The organism is Shinella sp. HY16, assembly GCF_028534175.1.
Lineage (GTDB): Bacteria > Pseudomonadota > Alphaproteobacteria > Rhizobiales > Rhizobiaceae > Shinella.
Map to the genome: position 1 here is coordinate 1,259,454 of NZ_JAHYXL010000001.1, position 16,378 is coordinate 1,275,831.

11 protein-coding genes are annotated in these 16,378 nt (G+C 65.4%); 5 read left to right on the forward strand and 6 right to left on the reverse strand.

All coding sequences use genetic code 11. The features are described 5' to 3' along the window. Window positions 1–93 precede the first annotated feature (93 nt). Window positions 94–2,289 carry an esterase-like activity of phytase family protein gene (locus K0P03_RS06250; RefSeq protein ID WP_272789147.1) on the forward strand — a complete coding sequence of 732 codons (2,196 nt, stop codon included), beginning with the start codon at window positions 94–96 and terminating at the stop codon, window positions 2,287–2,289. A gap of 149 nt (window positions 2,290–2,438) precedes the next feature. On the opposite strand, the gene K0P03_RS06255 is transcribed toward K0P03_RS06250, so the two are convergent. After that, on the reverse strand, window positions 2,439–2,903 hold the full coding sequence (locus K0P03_RS06255; protein WP_245290097.1) for a MarR family winged helix-turn-helix transcriptional regulator: 465 nt from the start codon (window positions 2,901–2,903) through the stop codon (window positions 2,439–2,441). Between the two features lie 258 nt (window positions 2,904–3,161). On the opposite strand from K0P03_RS06255, the gene K0P03_RS06260 reads away from it, so the two are divergent. The 4 genes from K0P03_RS06260 (at window position 3,162) to secD (ending at window position 11,111) form a co-directional block, all read left to right on the forward strand. After that, a complete protein-coding gene (locus K0P03_RS06260; protein ID WP_272789148.1) occupies window positions 3,162–4,430 on the forward strand; it encodes a metallophosphoesterase family protein in 1,269 nt (422 codons plus the stop codon). A 3-nt stretch (window positions 4,431–4,433) separates the two neighbouring features. Continuing rightward, window positions 4,434–7,904: an AAA family ATPase gene (locus tag K0P03_RS06265; protein WP_272789149.1), complete on the forward strand. Its 3,471-nt coding sequence runs from the start codon at window positions 4,434–4,436 to the stop codon at window positions 7,902–7,904. Window positions 7,905–8,042: 138 nt separating this feature from the next. Then, window positions 8,043–8,465, forward strand: a complete 423-nt coding sequence (locus K0P03_RS06270) for a hypothetical protein (protein ID WP_272789150.1) — start codon at window positions 8,043–8,045, stop codon at window positions 8,463–8,465. Window positions 8,466–8,573: 108 nt separating this feature from the next. Continuing rightward, window positions 8,574–11,111 (forward strand): protein translocase subunit SecD, encoded by a 2,538-nt coding sequence (secD, locus tag K0P03_RS06275; RefSeq protein WP_272789151.1) that lies wholly within the window; start codon window positions 8,574–8,576, stop codon window positions 11,109–11,111. A 36-nt stretch (window positions 11,112–11,147) separates the two neighbouring features. Here secD and K0P03_RS06280 read toward each other — a convergent pair whose 3' ends face one another. From K0P03_RS06280 to K0P03_RS06300, 5 genes are all read right to left on the reverse strand, one after another. Next, the gene (locus tag K0P03_RS06280; protein ID WP_272789152.1) at window positions 11,148–12,272 is read right to left on the reverse strand and encodes an NAD(P)/FAD-dependent oxidoreductase; all 1,125 of its coding nucleotides are present in this window, start codon (window positions 12,270–12,272) and stop codon (window positions 11,148–11,150) included. A gap of 82 nt (window positions 12,273–12,354) precedes the next feature. Beyond that, complete coding sequence (locus K0P03_RS06285; protein WP_050743028.1) at window positions 12,355–13,311, reverse strand: LysR family transcriptional regulator; 957 nt, start codon at window positions 13,309–13,311, stop codon at window positions 12,355–12,357. 472 nt (window positions 13,312–13,783) lie between these two features. Next, window positions 13,784–14,560 (reverse strand): ABC transporter substrate-binding protein, encoded by a 777-nt coding sequence (locus K0P03_RS06290; protein WP_023511968.1) that lies wholly within the window; start codon window positions 14,558–14,560, stop codon window positions 13,784–13,786. A gap of 124 nt (window positions 14,561–14,684) precedes the next feature. Beyond that, window positions 14,685–15,671, reverse strand: a complete 987-nt coding sequence (locus K0P03_RS06295; RefSeq protein ID WP_272789153.1) for an aldo/keto reductase — start codon at window positions 15,669–15,671, stop codon at window positions 14,685–14,687. Window positions 15,672–15,755: 84 nt separating this feature from the next. Then, window positions 15,756–16,343 carry a HutD/Ves family protein gene (locus tag K0P03_RS06300; protein WP_272789154.1) on the reverse strand — a complete coding sequence of 196 codons (588 nt, stop codon included), beginning with the start codon at window positions 16,341–16,343 and terminating at the stop codon, window positions 15,756–15,758. Window positions 16,344–16,378 lie beyond the last annotated feature (35 nt).

Consider the following 16,378-nt stretch of genomic DNA (forward strand, 5'->3'; position numbering starts at 1 on the left):
GAAGGCAACGGACCGTCGCCGAAATGTCATCGGCCTGTAACACGAAAGCCTCAGAACCGCCGGGTTCCTTTTGACCGGATCCCGGAGGATTTCATGAAAAACCGTTCGATCACCGCCGCGCTCGCTGCGGTTCTCGCCGCATCGGTGGCCTCCGCCGCCAGCGCCGAGCCCGTCTTCAATCGCATTGCGTCCTTCGCCGTTGCCGACAACCTGCCCGAGGGTGTCGACAAGGCGACGCCGACCTCGTCCGAGATCATCAGCGCCTCGGAAGACGGCAACACGCTCGTCTATTCCGACAGCCCGAACAAGGCCATCGGCTTCATCGACATCACCGACGCCAAGGCTCCGAAGGCCGGCGGCACCGTCGCCTTCGACGGCGAGCCGACCTCGGTCACCATTGCCGCCGGCAAGGCGCTCGTCGCGATCAACACGCGCGAAAGCTTCGTGAAGCCGTCGGGTGTGCTCGCCCAGGTCGATGTGGCCTCCAGGGCCGTCGAGGCGACCTGCGATCTCGGCGGTCAGCCGGATTCGATCGCCCTCAACAAGGACAGGACGATCGCCGCCATCGCCATCGAGAACGAGCGCGACGAAGAGGTCAATGACGGCGCCATCCCGCAGATGCCGGCCGGCGATCTCGTGCTGCTCTCCCTCAAGGACGGTGTCGTCGATTGCGGTTCGATCAAGCATGTGGCGCTGACCGGCCTTGCCGATGTCGCCGGCGAGGATCCCGAACCCGAATTCGTCTCCTTCAACGGCCTCGACGAAGTTGCCGTTACCCTCCAGGAAAACAACCATATCGTCATCGTCGACGGCAAGGCCGGCACGGTAAAGAGCCACTTCTCCGCCGGTACGGTCAGCCTTGAAGGCGTCGACACCAAGAAGGACGGTGCGCTGAAATTCACCGGCGAGATGAAGGACGTGGCGCGCGAGCCCGATGCCGTGAAGTGGCTGGACGACAACCGCCTGGTCGTCGCCAATGAGGGCGACTGGAAGGGTGGCGCCCGCGGCTTCACCATCTTCGACAAGCAGGGCAAGGTCCTCTACGAGAACGGCGCGGCCTTCGAGCGCGAGATTGCCAAGATCGGCCACTATCCGGACAAGCGCAACAAGAAGGGCGTCGAGCCGGAAGGCATGGAAGCCGCCAAGTTCGGCGATGACAACCTGTTCTTCGTGCTCGCCGAGCGCGCCTCGATCGTCGGTGTCTACAAGGATACCGGCGCCGAGCCCGCGCTTCTCCAGCTGCTGCCCTCGGGCGTTGGCCCGGAAGGAGCCGTCGCCATCCCGAACCGCAATCTCTTCGTGACCGCCAACGAGACCGATCTCGTGGAGGACGGCGGCGCCCGTTCGCATGTCATGATCTATGAGCGTGCCGAAGGCGAAGCTGCCTATCCGCAGATCGTCTCCACGGAAAAGGATGGCGAACTGATCGGCTTCGGCGCCCTCTCGGGCCTCGCACCGGTCAAGGACAAGCCGGGTATGCTCTACGCCGTCAACGATTCCTTCTACGCCTCGCAGCCGACGATCTTCACGATCGACGCCACCGCGAAGCCGGCGAAGATCGTCGATGCGCTGCGCATTACCCGCAACGGTGCCGCCGCCCAGAAGCTCGACAGCGAGGGCCTGACGCCGGATGGCGAGGGCGGTTTCTGGCTTGCCAACGAGGGCGATGCCGACAAGCTGGTCGGCCATGCCATCATCCATGTGAACGAAAAGGGCGAGATCCAGAAGGAAATCGCCATTCCCGCCGCGCTGCGCGCCGGCGAGAAGCGCTTCGGCTTCGAAGGCATCACCAGCGTCGGCGAAGGCGATGACAAGGTGCTGTGGATGGCCATGCAGCGTGAATGGGGCGACGACGAGAAGGGTTTCGTGAAGCTCGTCTCCTACAAGCCGTCCTCCGAGGAATGGGGCGCCGTGCGCTATCCGCTCGAAAAAACCGAAAGCGGCTGGGTCGGCCTTTCCGAAATCACCGTCAGCGGCGACCATGCCTATATCATCGAGCGCGACAACCTGATCGGCCAGGCGGCCAAGCTGAAGAAGCTGTACCGCGTGGCGCTTGCCGATCTGAAGCCGGCCGCACTCGGCGGTGAACTGCCTGTCGTCAAGAAGGAAGAGGTCCGTGACCTCATCCCGGACCTGAAGGGCGCCACCAACGGCTTCGTCGTCGACAAGGTCGAAGGCTTTGCCATCGACGCCGCCGGCAATGGCTTCGTCATGACCGACAATGACGGCGTGGATGGTTCCTCGGGTGAGACGCTGTTTTTCGGCATCGGCCCGATGAACGCCATGTAAGCTCCGCGGGCCGTCCATTCTTGCTTACACTTCTCCCCGCTTATTGGGGGGGGGGAGGCAGCGGGCAGGGGAGGACGCTGAACGCTTCAGACAAAGAAGGCCAGGGTCGTGAAATCCCGGCCTTCTTCCGTTTTCCGTTGCCGTCCGGCTTAGCCGACGGCCCGCAAGGGGCGCATGGGCGCTGCGGCGGTGTCGCCTTCGACCTTGTCCCGTTCGCGCTGCAATTCCTCGGTCTTCTCGCTGAGGCAGCCGATGATGTCCTTGAGGTGCTGCTTCTGGTCTTCGGTCAGCACCGCGAAGATCGCCTCGATCATCTTGTGCTGCGGCTGCTGTGCGGCGGAGATCACCGTGCGGCCCATATCCGTGATCGAGACGATCTTGGCACGCCGATCCTTCGGGTCCGGCTCGCGCTTGACCAGCTTGTCCCGCTCGAGGCCGTCGATCGCTTCCGTTACCGTGCGGGGCGCGAAACCGAGCGCGCAGGCGATGTCCGTCGAACGCTGCGGGCCCTGACATTCCAGAAGAAGCAGGAACTTGCTACGGGCAAGCGACACGCCTTCATCCATCATGCACTCGTTCACCAGGCGGCTCACCTGATGGTAGAGTTTGAACATGCCCTGGGAAATTTCTATCGTGCTACTCATGAGGGGAAATATAGGTATTATGAGGGACCATGTCAAATGATCACGAAGGTTTTCGGATAATTTGATCATAGATATTGAACGATCTCTGTAAATGCGAACGGTCAGGTCGCGGGCGTTATTCCTGCCCTTTCCCGGAATTTTCGGGGTGAGACGATTTCTCTCCTGCATAACCTTGGCTGCGGGGCGCCAAGCATTGACCCGGAGGAGGGGGAAAGCGATTGTCCGGCCATGCCGTTCCGCTTCATTCACACCGCCGATCTCCATCTCGATTCGCCCCTGACATCGCTCGCTCTGCGCAATGCCGAGCTTGGCGAGCTGGTGCGCGGAGCGACACGCAAGGCGCTGGAGCGTATCGTCGATCTTGCGATCACCGAGGCGGTCGATGCCCTCATCATCGCCGGCGACCTCTACGACGGTTCGCAGACCTCCATGGCGACGGCGCTCTTCCTGATGGGCCAGATGCGCCGGCTGGATGCGGCCGGCATCCGCGTCTTCCTCATCCGCGGCAATCACGACGCCCAGTCGCAGATCACCCGCGAACTTACCTTTCCGCCGAACGTGCACGTCTTCGATGGCCGCGGAAAGCCGGTGAAGGCCGGCGTGCTGGCGAGTGGCCGCGAGATCCACGTCCACGGCATCAGCTTTGCCAACCCCCATGCCCCGGCATCGCTGCTGCCGAGTTTTCGTGCACCCGTGCCGGATGCGGTGAACATCGGCCTCATGCACACCAGCTTGGCCGGTGCGAGCCGCCACGATCCCTATGCACCTGTCGGCACAGCCGATCTTGCCGCGCACGGCTTCGACTACTGGGCGCTTGGACACATCCACCAGCGGCGGGTGCATCTCGAAAAACCGTGGATCGTCATGCCCGGCAATCCGCAGGGCCGCGACATCAACGAAGGTGGCCCCAAAGGCATCACGCTCGCCACCATCGAGGACGACGGCACGATCACCTGCGAGATGCATCCGGTCGCGGTCGCGGTGTTCGAGCGGCTTTCCGTCGATCTCTCTGGTATCGAAGACTGGCACGGCATGCTTGACCGCGTCGAAGCCGTGCTGGCCGAGGCGAGGGCGCAAGCACGCGGCGCCCATCTCGTCGCACGCCTTGCGCTTGACGGCGCCACACCGCTTTCCTGGCGCCTGCGCCGCGACGAGGATCTGCTCACCGCCGAGCTGCAGAACGTTGCCGCCTCGCTCGGCGAATGCTGGATCGAGGCGGTGGAACTTTCCGTTTCCGTGCCGCTTGCCGCGGCGGGTGCCGATGCCGGTCCGCTCACGGAGATGTCCCGTCTGATGCGCGAGGATGTCATCGAAAGCCATGCCTATCGCGAAGAGTTGCGCGAGACGCTGGGCGATCTCCTGCGCCAGTTGCCGAAGGAGGCGCGCGGCCTGCTGGCCGTGGACGAAGCGGCGGAGGAGGCCCTATTGCACGACCTCGCCCTGCGAGGGGCCGATGCCGTTCTCGCCCGCCTTGGCGGCGAAGGGGCGGGGGGCTAGCCGATGCGTCTCGATCGCCTGGACCTCGTCCGCTACGGAAAATTTACCGACCGCAGCCTCGATTTCGGTACGGCCACGCCGGGCAAGCCGGATTTCCATCTTGTCTACGGCCCGAACGAGGCGGGCAAGTCGACGCTTTTTTCGGCCTATCTCGATCTGCTTTTCGGCATCGAGAAATCCAGCGCCTACGGCTTCCTGCATCCCTATGCCCTGATGCGCGTCGGCGGGCAGTTCTCCGTCGGTGCCGAGCGCCACGAGGCCTACCGCCTGAAGCGCAACCAGGCCTCGCTCGTCACCGCCGATGACCGGCCCTTGCCGGAGACGCTCTTTGCCGCCGTGCTCGGCGGCATGGATCGCAACGCCTATCGCACCATGTTCTCGCTCGACGACGAGAGCATCGAGAGGGGCGGCGAGGACATCCTGAAGAGCGAGGGCGAGCTGGGGTCGATGCTCTTTTCCGCCAGCTCCGGTCTTTCCGACATGGCCACGGGTCTTGCGGCGCTGAAGGCGGAGGCCGACGAGTTCTATCGTCCCTCCGGCCGCAAGCACGGGCTCTCCGGGCTCAAGGCGGATATCGAGACGCTGGCGGCCGAGCGCAAGGCGCTCGATGTCGCCGCCCGCGATTACGGCCTGCTGGTGCGCGACCGCGACGCCGCTGTCGAGCGGCACGGCGAGATGACGGCCGCCCGGACCGAGGTGCGCGCCGCGCTGGCGCAGGTGGAGCGCTGCCTTTCCGCATTGCCTTACCTTCGGCGCCTGCGGGCTTTGCGTACCGAGCTCGGCGCCTTCGATCTGGGCGATTCTCCGCCGATCAGCTGGCGTTCGCTCTCCGGCGAACTGGCGCGCGAGGAGGCGGAAATCGCTGCCCGCGCGGCGCGCATGGAGGGGGAGCGCCTGCATTTTTCCGAGGAGCTGGCGGAGCTGCCTGAGGACGAGGCCGTTCTGGCGGCCGCAGGTGATATCACGGCGCTTTCCGGTTCCGCGCTCGAGGCCCGCTTCCGCACCGCGGCGATGGATCTTGCTGTCCGCGAGGCGGAACGGGACCGGGTTGCCGTTTCCATCGGGACAAGCCTCGCCGCGTTCGGGCTCGCTGCGGATGCCGACCCGGCGGGCATTCTGCTGCCTCCGGGCCTTGGCGAAAAGCTTGCCGCCCTCCTGTCCCGACGGTCGGCGCTTGCCGAACGCGCCGCGACGGCGCTTCGCGAGCGTGCCGAGGCCGAGCGGGCGCTTGCCGCCATGGGAGACGAGGCGGGCGCCATTTCGGACGAGGACGTGCAGGCGGACGCGGCGCGTCAGTCCTCGCTCGCCGCAGCCCTGCGCGCTGCGCGGTCCGGCGACCTTTCGGCGCGCTTGCGCGAGGCCCGTCGCCTCGTCGCGCTGGCCCGGCAGGATGCCGATGGAGCGATGGCGCGTCTTGCTCCCTGGTCCGGCACCGCGGCGAGCCTGGAGGCCGTGGCTGCGCCATCGCCCGGCGATATAGAGGGTTTGCGCAAACGACATGATTCGGCCGATGAGGCCTTGCACCGTCAACGCGAGCAGGTTGCCGCGCTGGAGCTGGAGGTCGCCTCTGCCCGCGCAACGCTCGGGGCGCTTCAAAAGGCGACCGGTGCGGCGGGCGAAGAACATGCCGGCCATCTGCGAGCCCTGCGGGATGCGGCCTGGCAGAGGCATGCCGGCACGCTCGACAGCGGCTCTGCCGATGCCTTCGAGCAGGCGATGCGCGCGGATGACAAGGCTTCGGATGCGCGCCTGCGCAATGCCGACCGCCTTTCGGAGCTGCGCCTTCTCGAACGGACGATCGCGGAAGGCACGGCGCGGCTGGAGACCCTTGCCGGTGAAGGGACCCGTCTGTCCGAGGTGCGGGCGGAAGTCGAAGGTGAGGTGTCGTCGCTTGCCGCACGCCTCGGCTTGCCTGAGGGGACGACTTTGGCGGACATGGCCGGTTGGCTGGAGCGGCGGGCGGCAGCGCTTGATGCCATCGGCGGGCTTGCTCAGCGCACCGTGGAAGCCGATCTCGTGGAAAGGGAGAGGCACGACGTACTGGCGCGGTTGGCCGCCCTGCTGGGTGAAGTGCTGGCCGAGGACAGCCCCTTCGATGAAGCGTTGTTCCTTGCCGAGGACCGGCTGGAGGCGCTGAAGGCCGCCGAGGCCCGGCGGAATTCTGCGGCCGTGCAGTTTGCCCGTCTGAAGGCCGATATGGATATGCGCGGCAAGGCCGCGGAAGACGCCACGGCGGCACTTGGCGCATGGCAGGAGGCCTGGGAGCGGGACATCGCCGGCACCTGGCTCGCCGGGCCGGACGCGCCCGTCGCCCTGGAGCGCGTCGGCGCCCTCCTTCCGGCGCTGCAGACGCTCGCCCAGAATGTCGAGCGGCGCGGGGAGTTCGATCACCGCATCGCCGGCATGCGCCGGGACCAGCAGGATTATGCCGGCCACGCCCGTCGCCTTGCCGAGCGTCTGTCCGAGCCGTTCGACAATGAGGACCCGCTTTCCACCGTCGCGGCCTTCGGCCGGCGGCTTGCCGCGGCGACAGCGGTGCGCCAGCGGCGCGAGGCGATCGACAAGGCGGGGCTGCGCCTTGCCGAGGAGGAGGGTGCACTGGACGAGCGTCGTGCGGTGCTTACCGCGCGGCTCGCGGAGGTCTATTCCGTCCTTGGCTGCGACACGCTTGCGGAGGCGGATCTTCTCATCGAAGCCTATCGCAAGCGCGACGACATTCTGGCGCGCGTCCAGGATGTCGGGCGTGATCTCGCCCAGCAGCTGCACACGGAAACGGTCGATGAAGCCGAGGCGCTGCTCTCGGCGGTCGATGACGACCAGCTTTCCGCGGAAAGGGGAGACCTTTCCGCACGGCTCGAGGAGCTCGACCGCGCGGTGCAGGAGCAGCACCTTCTGCGCGCCCGAGCGGAGGAAGCGCTGGCTAAGGTCGCCGGCAGCGATGCGGCGGCGGTGCTGGAGGAACGGCGGCGCACGGTGCTGATCGAGCTTGCGGAGAAGTCGCGCCGCTATCTGGCGACGCGCGCCGGCATTCTGGCGGCGGAACAGGCTCTGCGACTCTACCGCGAGCGTCACCGCAGCGCGATGATGGAACGCGCCTCGCGGACGTTCCGCGACATCACGGCGGGCGAATATACCGGCCTGTCGACGATCCTCGAAAAGGACAGCGAATTCCTCGTCGTCAACGCCGCCCCAGGCGGCTCGAAGCTTGCGAAGGACCTCTCCAAGGGCACGCGCTTCCAGCTCTATCTGGCGCTGCGCGTTGCGGGCTATCACGAGATCGCCGCCAGTCGCGAGATCGTGCCCTTCATCGCCGACGACATCATGGAAACCTTCGACGACCGGCGTGCGCTCAATGCCCTGACGGTGATGGGCGCGATGGCGACGGGCGGGCAGGTGATCTACCTGACCCATCACGAGCATCTCTGCGACCTCGCGAAAAAGGCCTGCCCTGACGTCACGATCCATGAATTGTGAGGCCTGAAACGTCGAAGTGTAAAGGAAGCGTTACGGTCAAAACTTGACTTGGCCGATGGTAAGTGGTTCTTGGCGCACCATCGGCATTGCTGCGAAGCCTGCTTCGCGCGGCGCTCCGCCCTGAAGAAACGGACGGGTATGACGTTGAGGACCGGCAGAGAAGCGACGATCTGGGAGCGGGGTTTTGCGCCCGTCGGCTTCCTCGTGCTGCTCGTCACCCTGTTCCTCTCGCAATTCTCCCTTCCTGGCAGCGCAAATGATGCTGGCCACCCGCCGCGGGCAGCCGCCGAAGGCGGCGTCGCGCCATCGCCGCTCTCGGCGACCGGCGATGAACTGTGGTTCCCGGCAAGCGGCCATGCCGAACGGCGGGTCGCCAAGGCCAAGAGCGGCCTGCCGGAAGGCGATGCTGCCGGCAAGGCACTCGTCCCGGGCGCCGGTGTCGTGCTCTACCCCTTCGAGACCTCTGTTTCGGTGGTCTTTGTCGCTGTCGACGATGCGGTGCCCCTCCGCCTGGGCCCGGCATCCTTCCGCAGCCGTGCGCCTCCGGTCCTTGCCGCCTGAGGCCCTGTGGCGTCTCTGCACGCCGCGCCATTCGTTCGAAATTCCGATTCCCGCGGACGGCGCCGACTTCCTGTCGCGCCCGTCCGGCAGTCTAGATGGAACAAACCCATGAAAACCTCCAAATGGGCATTGTTGGTCTATATCGCGATCATCCTCTTCGGGGTGCTCGCGGCCGTGCCCAACGTGCTGACGTCCGAACAGCAAGCCAAGTTCGGGAGCTACCTGCCCGCCAATCCCGTCACGCTCGGTCTCGACCTGAAGGGCGGCTCGCATCTCGTGCTGGAGGTCGATGCCGCGGCGCTGCGCAAAGCGCGCATGGACGTGCTGCTGAACGATACGCGCGCCATTCTGCGCACTGCCGGCGAGCGCGCCTCGGCCGCCCGCCTCAGCGGTACCACGCTGACGATCACGCTGCCCGACCAGGCGACGCTCGACAAGATTCTGCCGGAGGTGCGCAAGCTCGCGACGCCGACGACGACGCTCGGCTTCACCGCCGGCAGCGCCGATATCGATGTCGCCACCAGCGGCAACCTGATCAACGTCACGCTGACGGAAGCCGGCATCAACGAGCGCATGTCGGCCGCCGTCGAGCAGAGCCTTGAAATCATCCGTCGACGCGTCGACCAGGTCGGCGTTGCCGAACCGCTGATCCAGCGCGTCGGCGGCGACCGCATCCTCGTCCAGCTGCCTGGCCTGCAGGATCCGACGCGCCTGCGCCAGCTGCTCGGCTCGACCGCGCAGATGAGCTTCCACATGGTCGACCAGACGGTGGATCCGAACAGCGTCGCCCCGCGCGGCGTGATGATCCTGCCCGGCGCCAACGATCCCGGCAAGTATGCCGTGGAAGAGCGCGTCGCCATTTCGGGCGATCGCCTTGCGGATGCCAAGGCCGGCTTCGACCAGCGTACCAACGAGCCGATCGTCTCGTTCAGCTTCGATTCGACGGGCGCGCGCCAGTTCGCGGAAATCACCCAGGCCAATGTCGGCAAGCCTTTCGCCATCGTTCTCGACGGCAAGGTGCTGACGGCGCCGGTCATCCGCGAGCCGATCATCGGCGGCCAGGGCCAGATCTCCGGCAATTTCAACCCGCAGGAAGCGACCGTCCTTTCGGCACTGCTGCGCTCCGGCGCGCTGCCGGCTCCGCTCACCATCATCGAGGAGCGCACCGTCGGGCCGAACCTCGGTTCGGACTCGATCCGCATGGGTCTCTACACGGGTCTCGCCGGCCTTGCCGCCGTCGTGGTGCTGATGCAGGTGCTCTACGGCTCGTGGGGTCTCATCGCCAACCTCGGCCTCGTGCTGCATACCGTCCTGACGATCGGTCTTCTCGGTCTTCTCGGCTCGACGCTCACCTTGCCCGGCATCGCCGGCATCATCCTCGGCATCGGCATGGCCGTTGACGCCAACATCCTGATCAACGCCCGTATCCGAGAGGAAACGGCGGCCGGGGCGGGGGCCATGAAGGCGCTCGATGTGGGCTTCAACAAGGCCTATGCCACCATCGTCGATGGCAACATGACGACCATGGTCGGCATGATCCTGCTCTTCATGTTCGGTTCCGGTCCGGTGCGTGGCTTCGCCATCACCATGATCATCGGTCTTGCGATCTCGATGTTCACGTCGATCACCTTCGTGCGCCTCCTGATGCGCGAGGTGGTCATCCGCCGCAAGATGAAGAAGATCGACATCCATTCGATCTTCGGCAAGGTCTGGGCGATCCCGAGCTTCTCCTTCATGCGTGGCCGCTATATCGCGATCGGCATGTCGGCCTTCATCTCGATCAGCTCGGTCATCCTGTTCTTCACGCCGGGCCTCAACTACGGCATCGACTTCGTCGGCGGCATCCAGGTCGAGGCGACGTCGAAGACGCCGATCAACCTTGCCCCGCTGCGCGAGAAGATGGAGGGCCTCAATCTCGGTGAAGTGGCCCTGCAGGAATTCGGCCAGGGCACGTCCGTCCTCGTGCGCGTCCAGCGCCAGCCGGGCGGCGAAGAGGTGCAGACCGCAGCGCTCCAGATGATCCGCGACGGCGTCGCCGAAGTGATCCCGGACGCCAGCTTCGAGCGTACGGAAGTGGTCGGCCCGACGGTCAGCACCGAACTTGCCCGCTCCGGCTTCCTCGCCGTCGGCCTCGGTATGCTGGCGATCCTGATCTACATCTGGTGGCGCTTCGAGTGGCACTTCGCCGTGGGCGCCATCGCGACGCTGCTCTTGGACATCACCAAGATGATCGGCTTCTTCTCGCTGATGCAGATCGACTTCAACCTGACGGCCATCGCCGCCGTGCTGACGCTGATCGGCTACTCGGTCAACGACAAGGTCGTCGTCTACGACCGCATGAGAGAAAACCTGCGCAAGTACAAGTCGATGCCCTTCTCGGACCTTATCGATCTCTCGATCAACCAGGTGATCATGCGATGCATCTTCACCTCGGTTGCCGTCGCGGCCTCGCTGCTGCCGATGGCGATCTGGGGCGGCGACACGGTCAAGCCCTTCGCCTGGCCGATGCTGTTCGGCGTGATCGTCGCAACGACCTCGTCGATCTATATCGGCGGCCCGATCCTGCTCTTCCTCAGCCGCTGGTGGAAGGATCGCGATACCGCGCGGGCGCCCGGTTCGGCAACGACGCCGGCAACCGAAGCCTAAGACCAAAGCGGGCGCCCCTGGGGCGCCCGTTTCGTTTCAGGAGAAGCGGGAGGGGCTGAACGTCTCCGCCGTTATCCCTTCGCGCGCGAGGGGTTCGGGCATGGAGCTTCCGGTGAGGAGGGCGGCGGAAAGGCTGCCGAGGGCGGGCGAGGTCAGGATGCCGTAGCCGCCCTGTCCGGCGAGCCAGAAGAAGGACGGCTCGTCTTTCGCCGGACCGATGACGGGCAGGCGGTCGGCGGAGAAGCTGCGCATGCCGGCCCAACTCTTGAAGACGCGGCGCACGCTGAGCGTCGTCACTTCCTCGACATAGTGGGCGGCATAGGCGATATCGAGCTCTTCCGGCTGCACGTCCGCCGGCTCGCAGGGCGTGGCGTCGGCCGGCGAGGCGAGCAGGCGGCCCCCCTCCGGCTTGAAATAGAACAGTTCCTCGATCTCGTTGATTTCAGGCAGGCGGCTCGCGTCGATGCCCCCGGGCAGGTCGACGGTGATGGCCGTGCGGCGGTGCGGCACGATGCCGGCGGGGGCGACGCCCGAAAGCGCGGCCACCGCATCGGCCCAACCGCCGGCCGCGTTCACCAGCGTGCCGGCCGATATGGTGTCTCCACCGGTTTCGATCCGCCATGCGCCCGCGACCCGCCGGGCGCCGGAGAACGTCTGCCCTTCGAGGATCTGTGCGCCGTTGCGCCGGGCGTGGCGGGCATAGGCCTGCAGCAGGGCGTCCACCTCGATATCCCAGTAGTCGGGGTCGAAATAGGCGGCCGCTGCATAGGCCGGGTCGAGCATTGGCGCACGGGCGAGCATTGCGGCTTCGTCCAGCCACTCCACCGCCACGCCGAGCGCTTTGGCGGCCTCGAAGCGTGCGCGCACCAGTGCCGTCTTCTCAGCCGTGCCAAGGATGATGCTGCCCCGCTCTATGAGCAGCGGTACGTCGGCAAACCCCTCGGGCGGCTGCATCAGGAAATCATGGCTGGCGCGGGCGAGCGCATTCACCAGCGGTGCATTGTCCCGCAGGGTGAACTCCGCCGCCGAGCGGCCGGTGCTGTGATAGCCGAGCGCGCCTTCCTGCTCCAGAACGACGACGGAGCGGAACGGGCTCAGGAAATAGGCGAGCGAAAGGCCGGCAATGCCGCCGCCGATGATCGCGATGTCGAATGTCCGCATGGCCTGCCTCCGCTGTGAACCCTTTCCTCCTGCCTAAGCAAGCCGTCGGCATTCTTCAAATTTATAGCGATGAAGGTAGCTATCATCCGTATTGATGTGGCTCGCCCCAGCGCCAGGGCGGCACATCCGTCATATGGGCGAGGAAGGCCCGCTCGGCGGGGTTGAGCGCGGAACCGGGATTGGTGATACGAAAGGTCTCGGCCACCGGCAGGTCGTCATAGGGCGGTAGCTGCCAGAGTTCGCCGGCCGTCAGCGCGGCACCGGTGAGATGCACCGGCAGCATGCCGATGCCGGCATTGGCGACGACGAGCCGAAGCACCTCCTCGACATTGAAGGCGAGCGCCCGCACCTGCTGGCCGAAGGAGCCGATGGCCCGCACCGCCGTCACCGGCCCCATATGCGGCCCGCCCAAAACGTCGGCAAGGAAGCTGACATAGGGTTCACCGCGCAGGTCCTCCAGCCGGGCATCCAGCATGCCGAACAGCCGGTGCCCGCGGCCACAATAGAGCGCGTAGCGCTCGTAGCAGAAGGGGGCCTTGTCGAGGCCCTCCGGTATGATGCCGTCCGAGAGCCCGAGCGTCGCGACGCCGCGCTCCACCGAGCGGATGACGTCGGTCGTCGTTTCCACCGTCACACCCACGGTGACGCGCGGGTGCAGCCGGAAGAAATCGGCGATCGCCCTGTCCCAGGCCGGGTTCATCGCATGGCTGACCGCATGGATGGTGATGTGGCCGGAAATGTCCTCGCCGGAGGGCTGCATGGCCTCCGGCAGGCGCACGATGGCGGAAAAGATATCGTGGCAGAGCGCATGCAGCCGCTCGCCGGCCTCGGTCAGCTCGAAACGGCCGGGGCTTCGGTCGATCAGCCGGTGGCCGACCGATTGCTCCAGTCGCTTCAGCGCCATGCTGACAGCCGGCTGCTGCAGCAGCAGACGGTTCGCCGCCCGCGTGATCGAGCCCTCCTCGACCACGACCACGAAGGTGCGCAGGAGGTTCCAGTCAAGATTGTGGGCGAAGCGTTCAAGGCGGTTGATCGGCATGCGTGTAGCTACGGCCACGGCGTCGACAAAGGCAAGGGGAGGCGGGTCTTGGAACCGTCGAAATGTGATCGGCGCGCCCGGTTTTTCGCGGAACCAAAAAGCAGGCTGGCGCATTGCCCATCGCGAATAAAGGGGAAAAACGTGATGTGGGAACGGTTTAGCACCAGCGGCCTCGCGGGGGCGTATCTCGATGGCCTCCTGGCGGACGGGGTGGCGGCGCGGATGGAGTTTCGCCCGCGGCGGGCGCTGGATCCCTATCCGTTTCTGGTGAGGCCGGCGGACGAGGGAGAAGGCGAAGCCTTTTTTACGCGGCCCATAAATGGCGCTCGGGGCGGGAGCCCCTTCCGTTTCTTACCTTGATCCCGAAAACGAAAGAGGCGGCCGAAGCCGCCTCAGTCTGATGTCCACATCGTCCCATCCGCTGCCGCGTCATGGTCCAGTCGAGCCTGACCACAACGCGGAAGAGGTTGGCTTACTTCATCGTATAGATGTCGATGGAGAAATACTTGTCGTTGATCTTCTTGTAGGTGCCGTCCTCGCGGATGGCCTTCAACGCGGCGTTCAGCTTTTCGCGCAGGTCGTTGTCTTCCTGGCGCACGGCAATGCCGACGCCTTCGCCGACGAACTTCTTGTCGGTGATCGGCTCGCCGATCAGCTCGCAGCAGGCCTTGCCGTCGTCGTTCTTGGTGACCCAGTCGAGCAGCGGGATCATGTCGCCGACCTGCACGTCGAGGCGGCCGTTCGCCATGTCGAGATTGACCTCGTCCTGCGTCGGATAGAGCTTGATGTCCGCATCCGGATAGACGGCGGCGGCAAAATCGGCCTGCGTGGTGCCGGACTGGGCGCCAATCGTCTTGCCCTTCATGCCTTCATTGGTGAAATCGGTGATGCCGGAATTCTTCGGCGCCGCATGGGTCATGGCGGCAAGATAGTAGGGGTCGGTGAAGTTGACCTGCTTCTTGCGCTCTTCGGTGATGAACATCGAGGCGATGATCATGTCGTACTTCTTGGCGACGAGGCCGGGAATGATACCGTCCCAGTCCTGTGCCACCACCTCGCATTCGACCTTCATCTTCTCGCAGAGCGCAAGACCGATTTCCACGTCGAAGCCGCCAAGCTTGCCGGCGGAATCCTGGAAGTTGAAGGGCGGGTAGGCGCCTTCCGTGCCGATCTTCAGCGTCTCGGCAAAAGCCGGGGCGGAAAGCAGCGTGGAGCCTGCGAGAGCCAGCGCGAGCAGCATTTTCTTCATGGTCGTTCCCCTGTTGTGATTGTGACCGATAGGGAACGGTAGCGCGGCCTCGCGCATAAACGAAATAGATAGCCATGATGTCGGCTATCATTTCAGTTGATGCGCGAGACTCTCCGGATTTTCCTTACCAGCGATCGTGCACATGGGGCGCGATGAGCCGGTAATAGACCTCGCGCGTTGCTTCCATCACGTCTTCCGAAATTGCCGGAAGGCCTGCAGCCCGGGCATTGGCCTCTGCCTGCGCGGCATTGCGCGCACCGGGAATGACGACGCTGACCGCGTCGGCCATCAGGATCCAGCGCAGCGCGAAGGCGGCCATCGCGGTGCCGGCGGGCACCAGGGCGCGGATTTCCTCGACAGCTTGCAGGCCGGTCTCGAAGGGCACGCCGGCAAAGGTCTCGCCCACGTCGAAGGCATCGCCCTGGCGGTTGAAGTTGCGATGATCGTCGGCGGCAAAGGCGGTGTCGCGCGTGATCTTGCCGGAGAGCAGACCGCTTGCCAGCGGCACGCGGGCGATGACGGCGACCTGACGGCGGGCGGCTTCCCGGAAGAAGAGCTGCACCGGGCGCTGACGGAACATGTTGTAGATGATCTGCACGCTGACGACGCCGGGATATTCGATCGCCTTCAGCGCTTCCTCGACTTTCTCGACGCTGACGCCGTAGTTGGCGATCTTGCCGGCGGTCTTGATCTCTTCCAGCGCATGGAAGACCCCGGGCCGGTAGTAGACCTCCGTCGGCGGGCAATGCAGCTGCACGAGATCGAGGCGTTCGACGCCGAGGTTCTTCAGGCTGCGATCGATGAAGCCTTCGAGGTTTTCCTTGGTATAGCCATCGGCGACATGCGGGGAAAGCCGGCGACCGGCCTTGGTGGCCACCATCGGGCGCTGGCCGCCGCGGTCCTTCAGCACGTCGGCGATGATCTTTTCCGAGCGGCCGTCGCCATAGACGTCGGCGGTGTCGATGAAGGACATGCCGGCATCGAGCGCGGCGTTGAGGGCGGCGCGGCCGTCCGCCTCGCTGACATCACCCCAGGCGCCGCCGATCTGCCAGGCGCCGAAGCCGATATCCGTGGTGGTGAAACCCGTGCGGCCGAATTTGCGATGTCTCATGAAAATGTCTCCCGGCAAAAATCGTTGTGCCGGGAGGTAGCACTCCGCAGGGAGGCGAACAAGGAAATCGCTTGCGCCGATGGCTCAGACGGGCGTGATTTCTACCAGATAGAAAGCCGCCTTCTCACCCGTCGGGATCACCTCCGCCTTCTGCGCGCCATCGAACACGAGGGCGTCGAGCGGGTGAAGGCCGATCAGGCCCTCGGTGGTGGAAACACCGAGCGGCGAAAGCGCCAGCAGCAGGCGTTTCCCCGTGGTCTCGCGAAGCGCTCTGGCCCCTTCCGCAACCTGGTGCGTCAGCGAATGCCGGAAGGCGCCCCGCCGTGTCATCACGTTGAGGTCGGTGATGGGGCCGCCCGTCAGCCGGGCGGTCGTCAGTGCATCGGCGGGAAAGGCGAGGGGCGCGCAGACCGGCGTCAGCAGCTTGTCGCCGAGCCCCTCGATGGAAAGCGCCATTCCGTCACCGGAAAGGACGGCCAGCGTGCGATCGATGCCGGGGAAGACCGAAAACGGCCCGTCGCTCGCCACCGTCGCCATGCTGACGCGCCAGCCGAAATCCGAAAGGCTGGCGCCTTCCGGATGGACGATCACCTCGACCGTCTCGCCGCCGCCGTTCTTCCACGGCATGCGGCGATGGTCGCTGTTGCGCAGGAGGCGGGCTCCGTTATGCATGTCGTTCTCCCAGAACCGCTGCACAGCTTCCGGCG

Excerpts from the sequence above, each read along its gene's own strand:
- K0P03_RS06295 (WP_272789153.1), bottom strand. The coding sequence starts at position 15,671 with ATGAGACATCGCAAATTCGGCCGCACGGGTTTCACCACCACGGATATC.
- K0P03_RS06290 (WP_023511968.1), bottom strand. The coding sequence starts at position 14,560 with ATGAAGAAAATGCTGCTCGCGCTGGCTCTCGCAGGCTCCACGCTGCTT.
- K0P03_RS06265 (WP_272789149.1), top strand. The coding sequence starts at position 4,434 with ATGCGTCTCGATCGCCTGGACCTCGTCCGCTACGGAAAATTTACCGAC.
- secD (WP_272789151.1), top strand. The coding sequence starts at position 8,574 with ATGAAAACCTCCAAATGGGCATTGTTGGTCTATATCGCGATCATCCTC.
- K0P03_RS06270 (WP_272789150.1), top strand. The coding sequence starts at position 8,043 with ATGACGTTGAGGACCGGCAGAGAAGCGACGATCTGGGAGCGGGGTTTT.
- K0P03_RS06280 (WP_272789152.1), bottom strand. The coding sequence starts at position 12,272 with ATGCGGACATTCGACATCGCGATCATCGGCGGCGGCATTGCCGGCCTT.
- K0P03_RS06285 (WP_050743028.1), bottom strand. The coding sequence starts at position 13,311 with ATGCCGATCAACCGCCTTGAACGCTTCGCCCACAATCTTGACTGGAAC.
- K0P03_RS06250 (WP_272789147.1), top strand. The coding sequence starts at position 94 with ATGAAAAACCGTTCGATCACCGCCGCGCTCGCTGCGGTTCTCGCCGCA.
- K0P03_RS06255 (WP_245290097.1), bottom strand. The coding sequence starts at position 2,903 with ATGTTCAAACTCTACCATCAGGTGAGCCGCCTGGTGAACGAGTGCATG.
- K0P03_RS06260 (WP_272789148.1), top strand. The coding sequence starts at position 3,162 with ATGCCGTTCCGCTTCATTCACACCGCCGATCTCCATCTCGATTCGCCC.
- K0P03_RS06300 (WP_272789154.1), bottom strand. The coding sequence starts at position 16,343 with ATGCATAACGGAGCCCGCCTCCTGCGCAACAGCGACCATCGCCGCATG.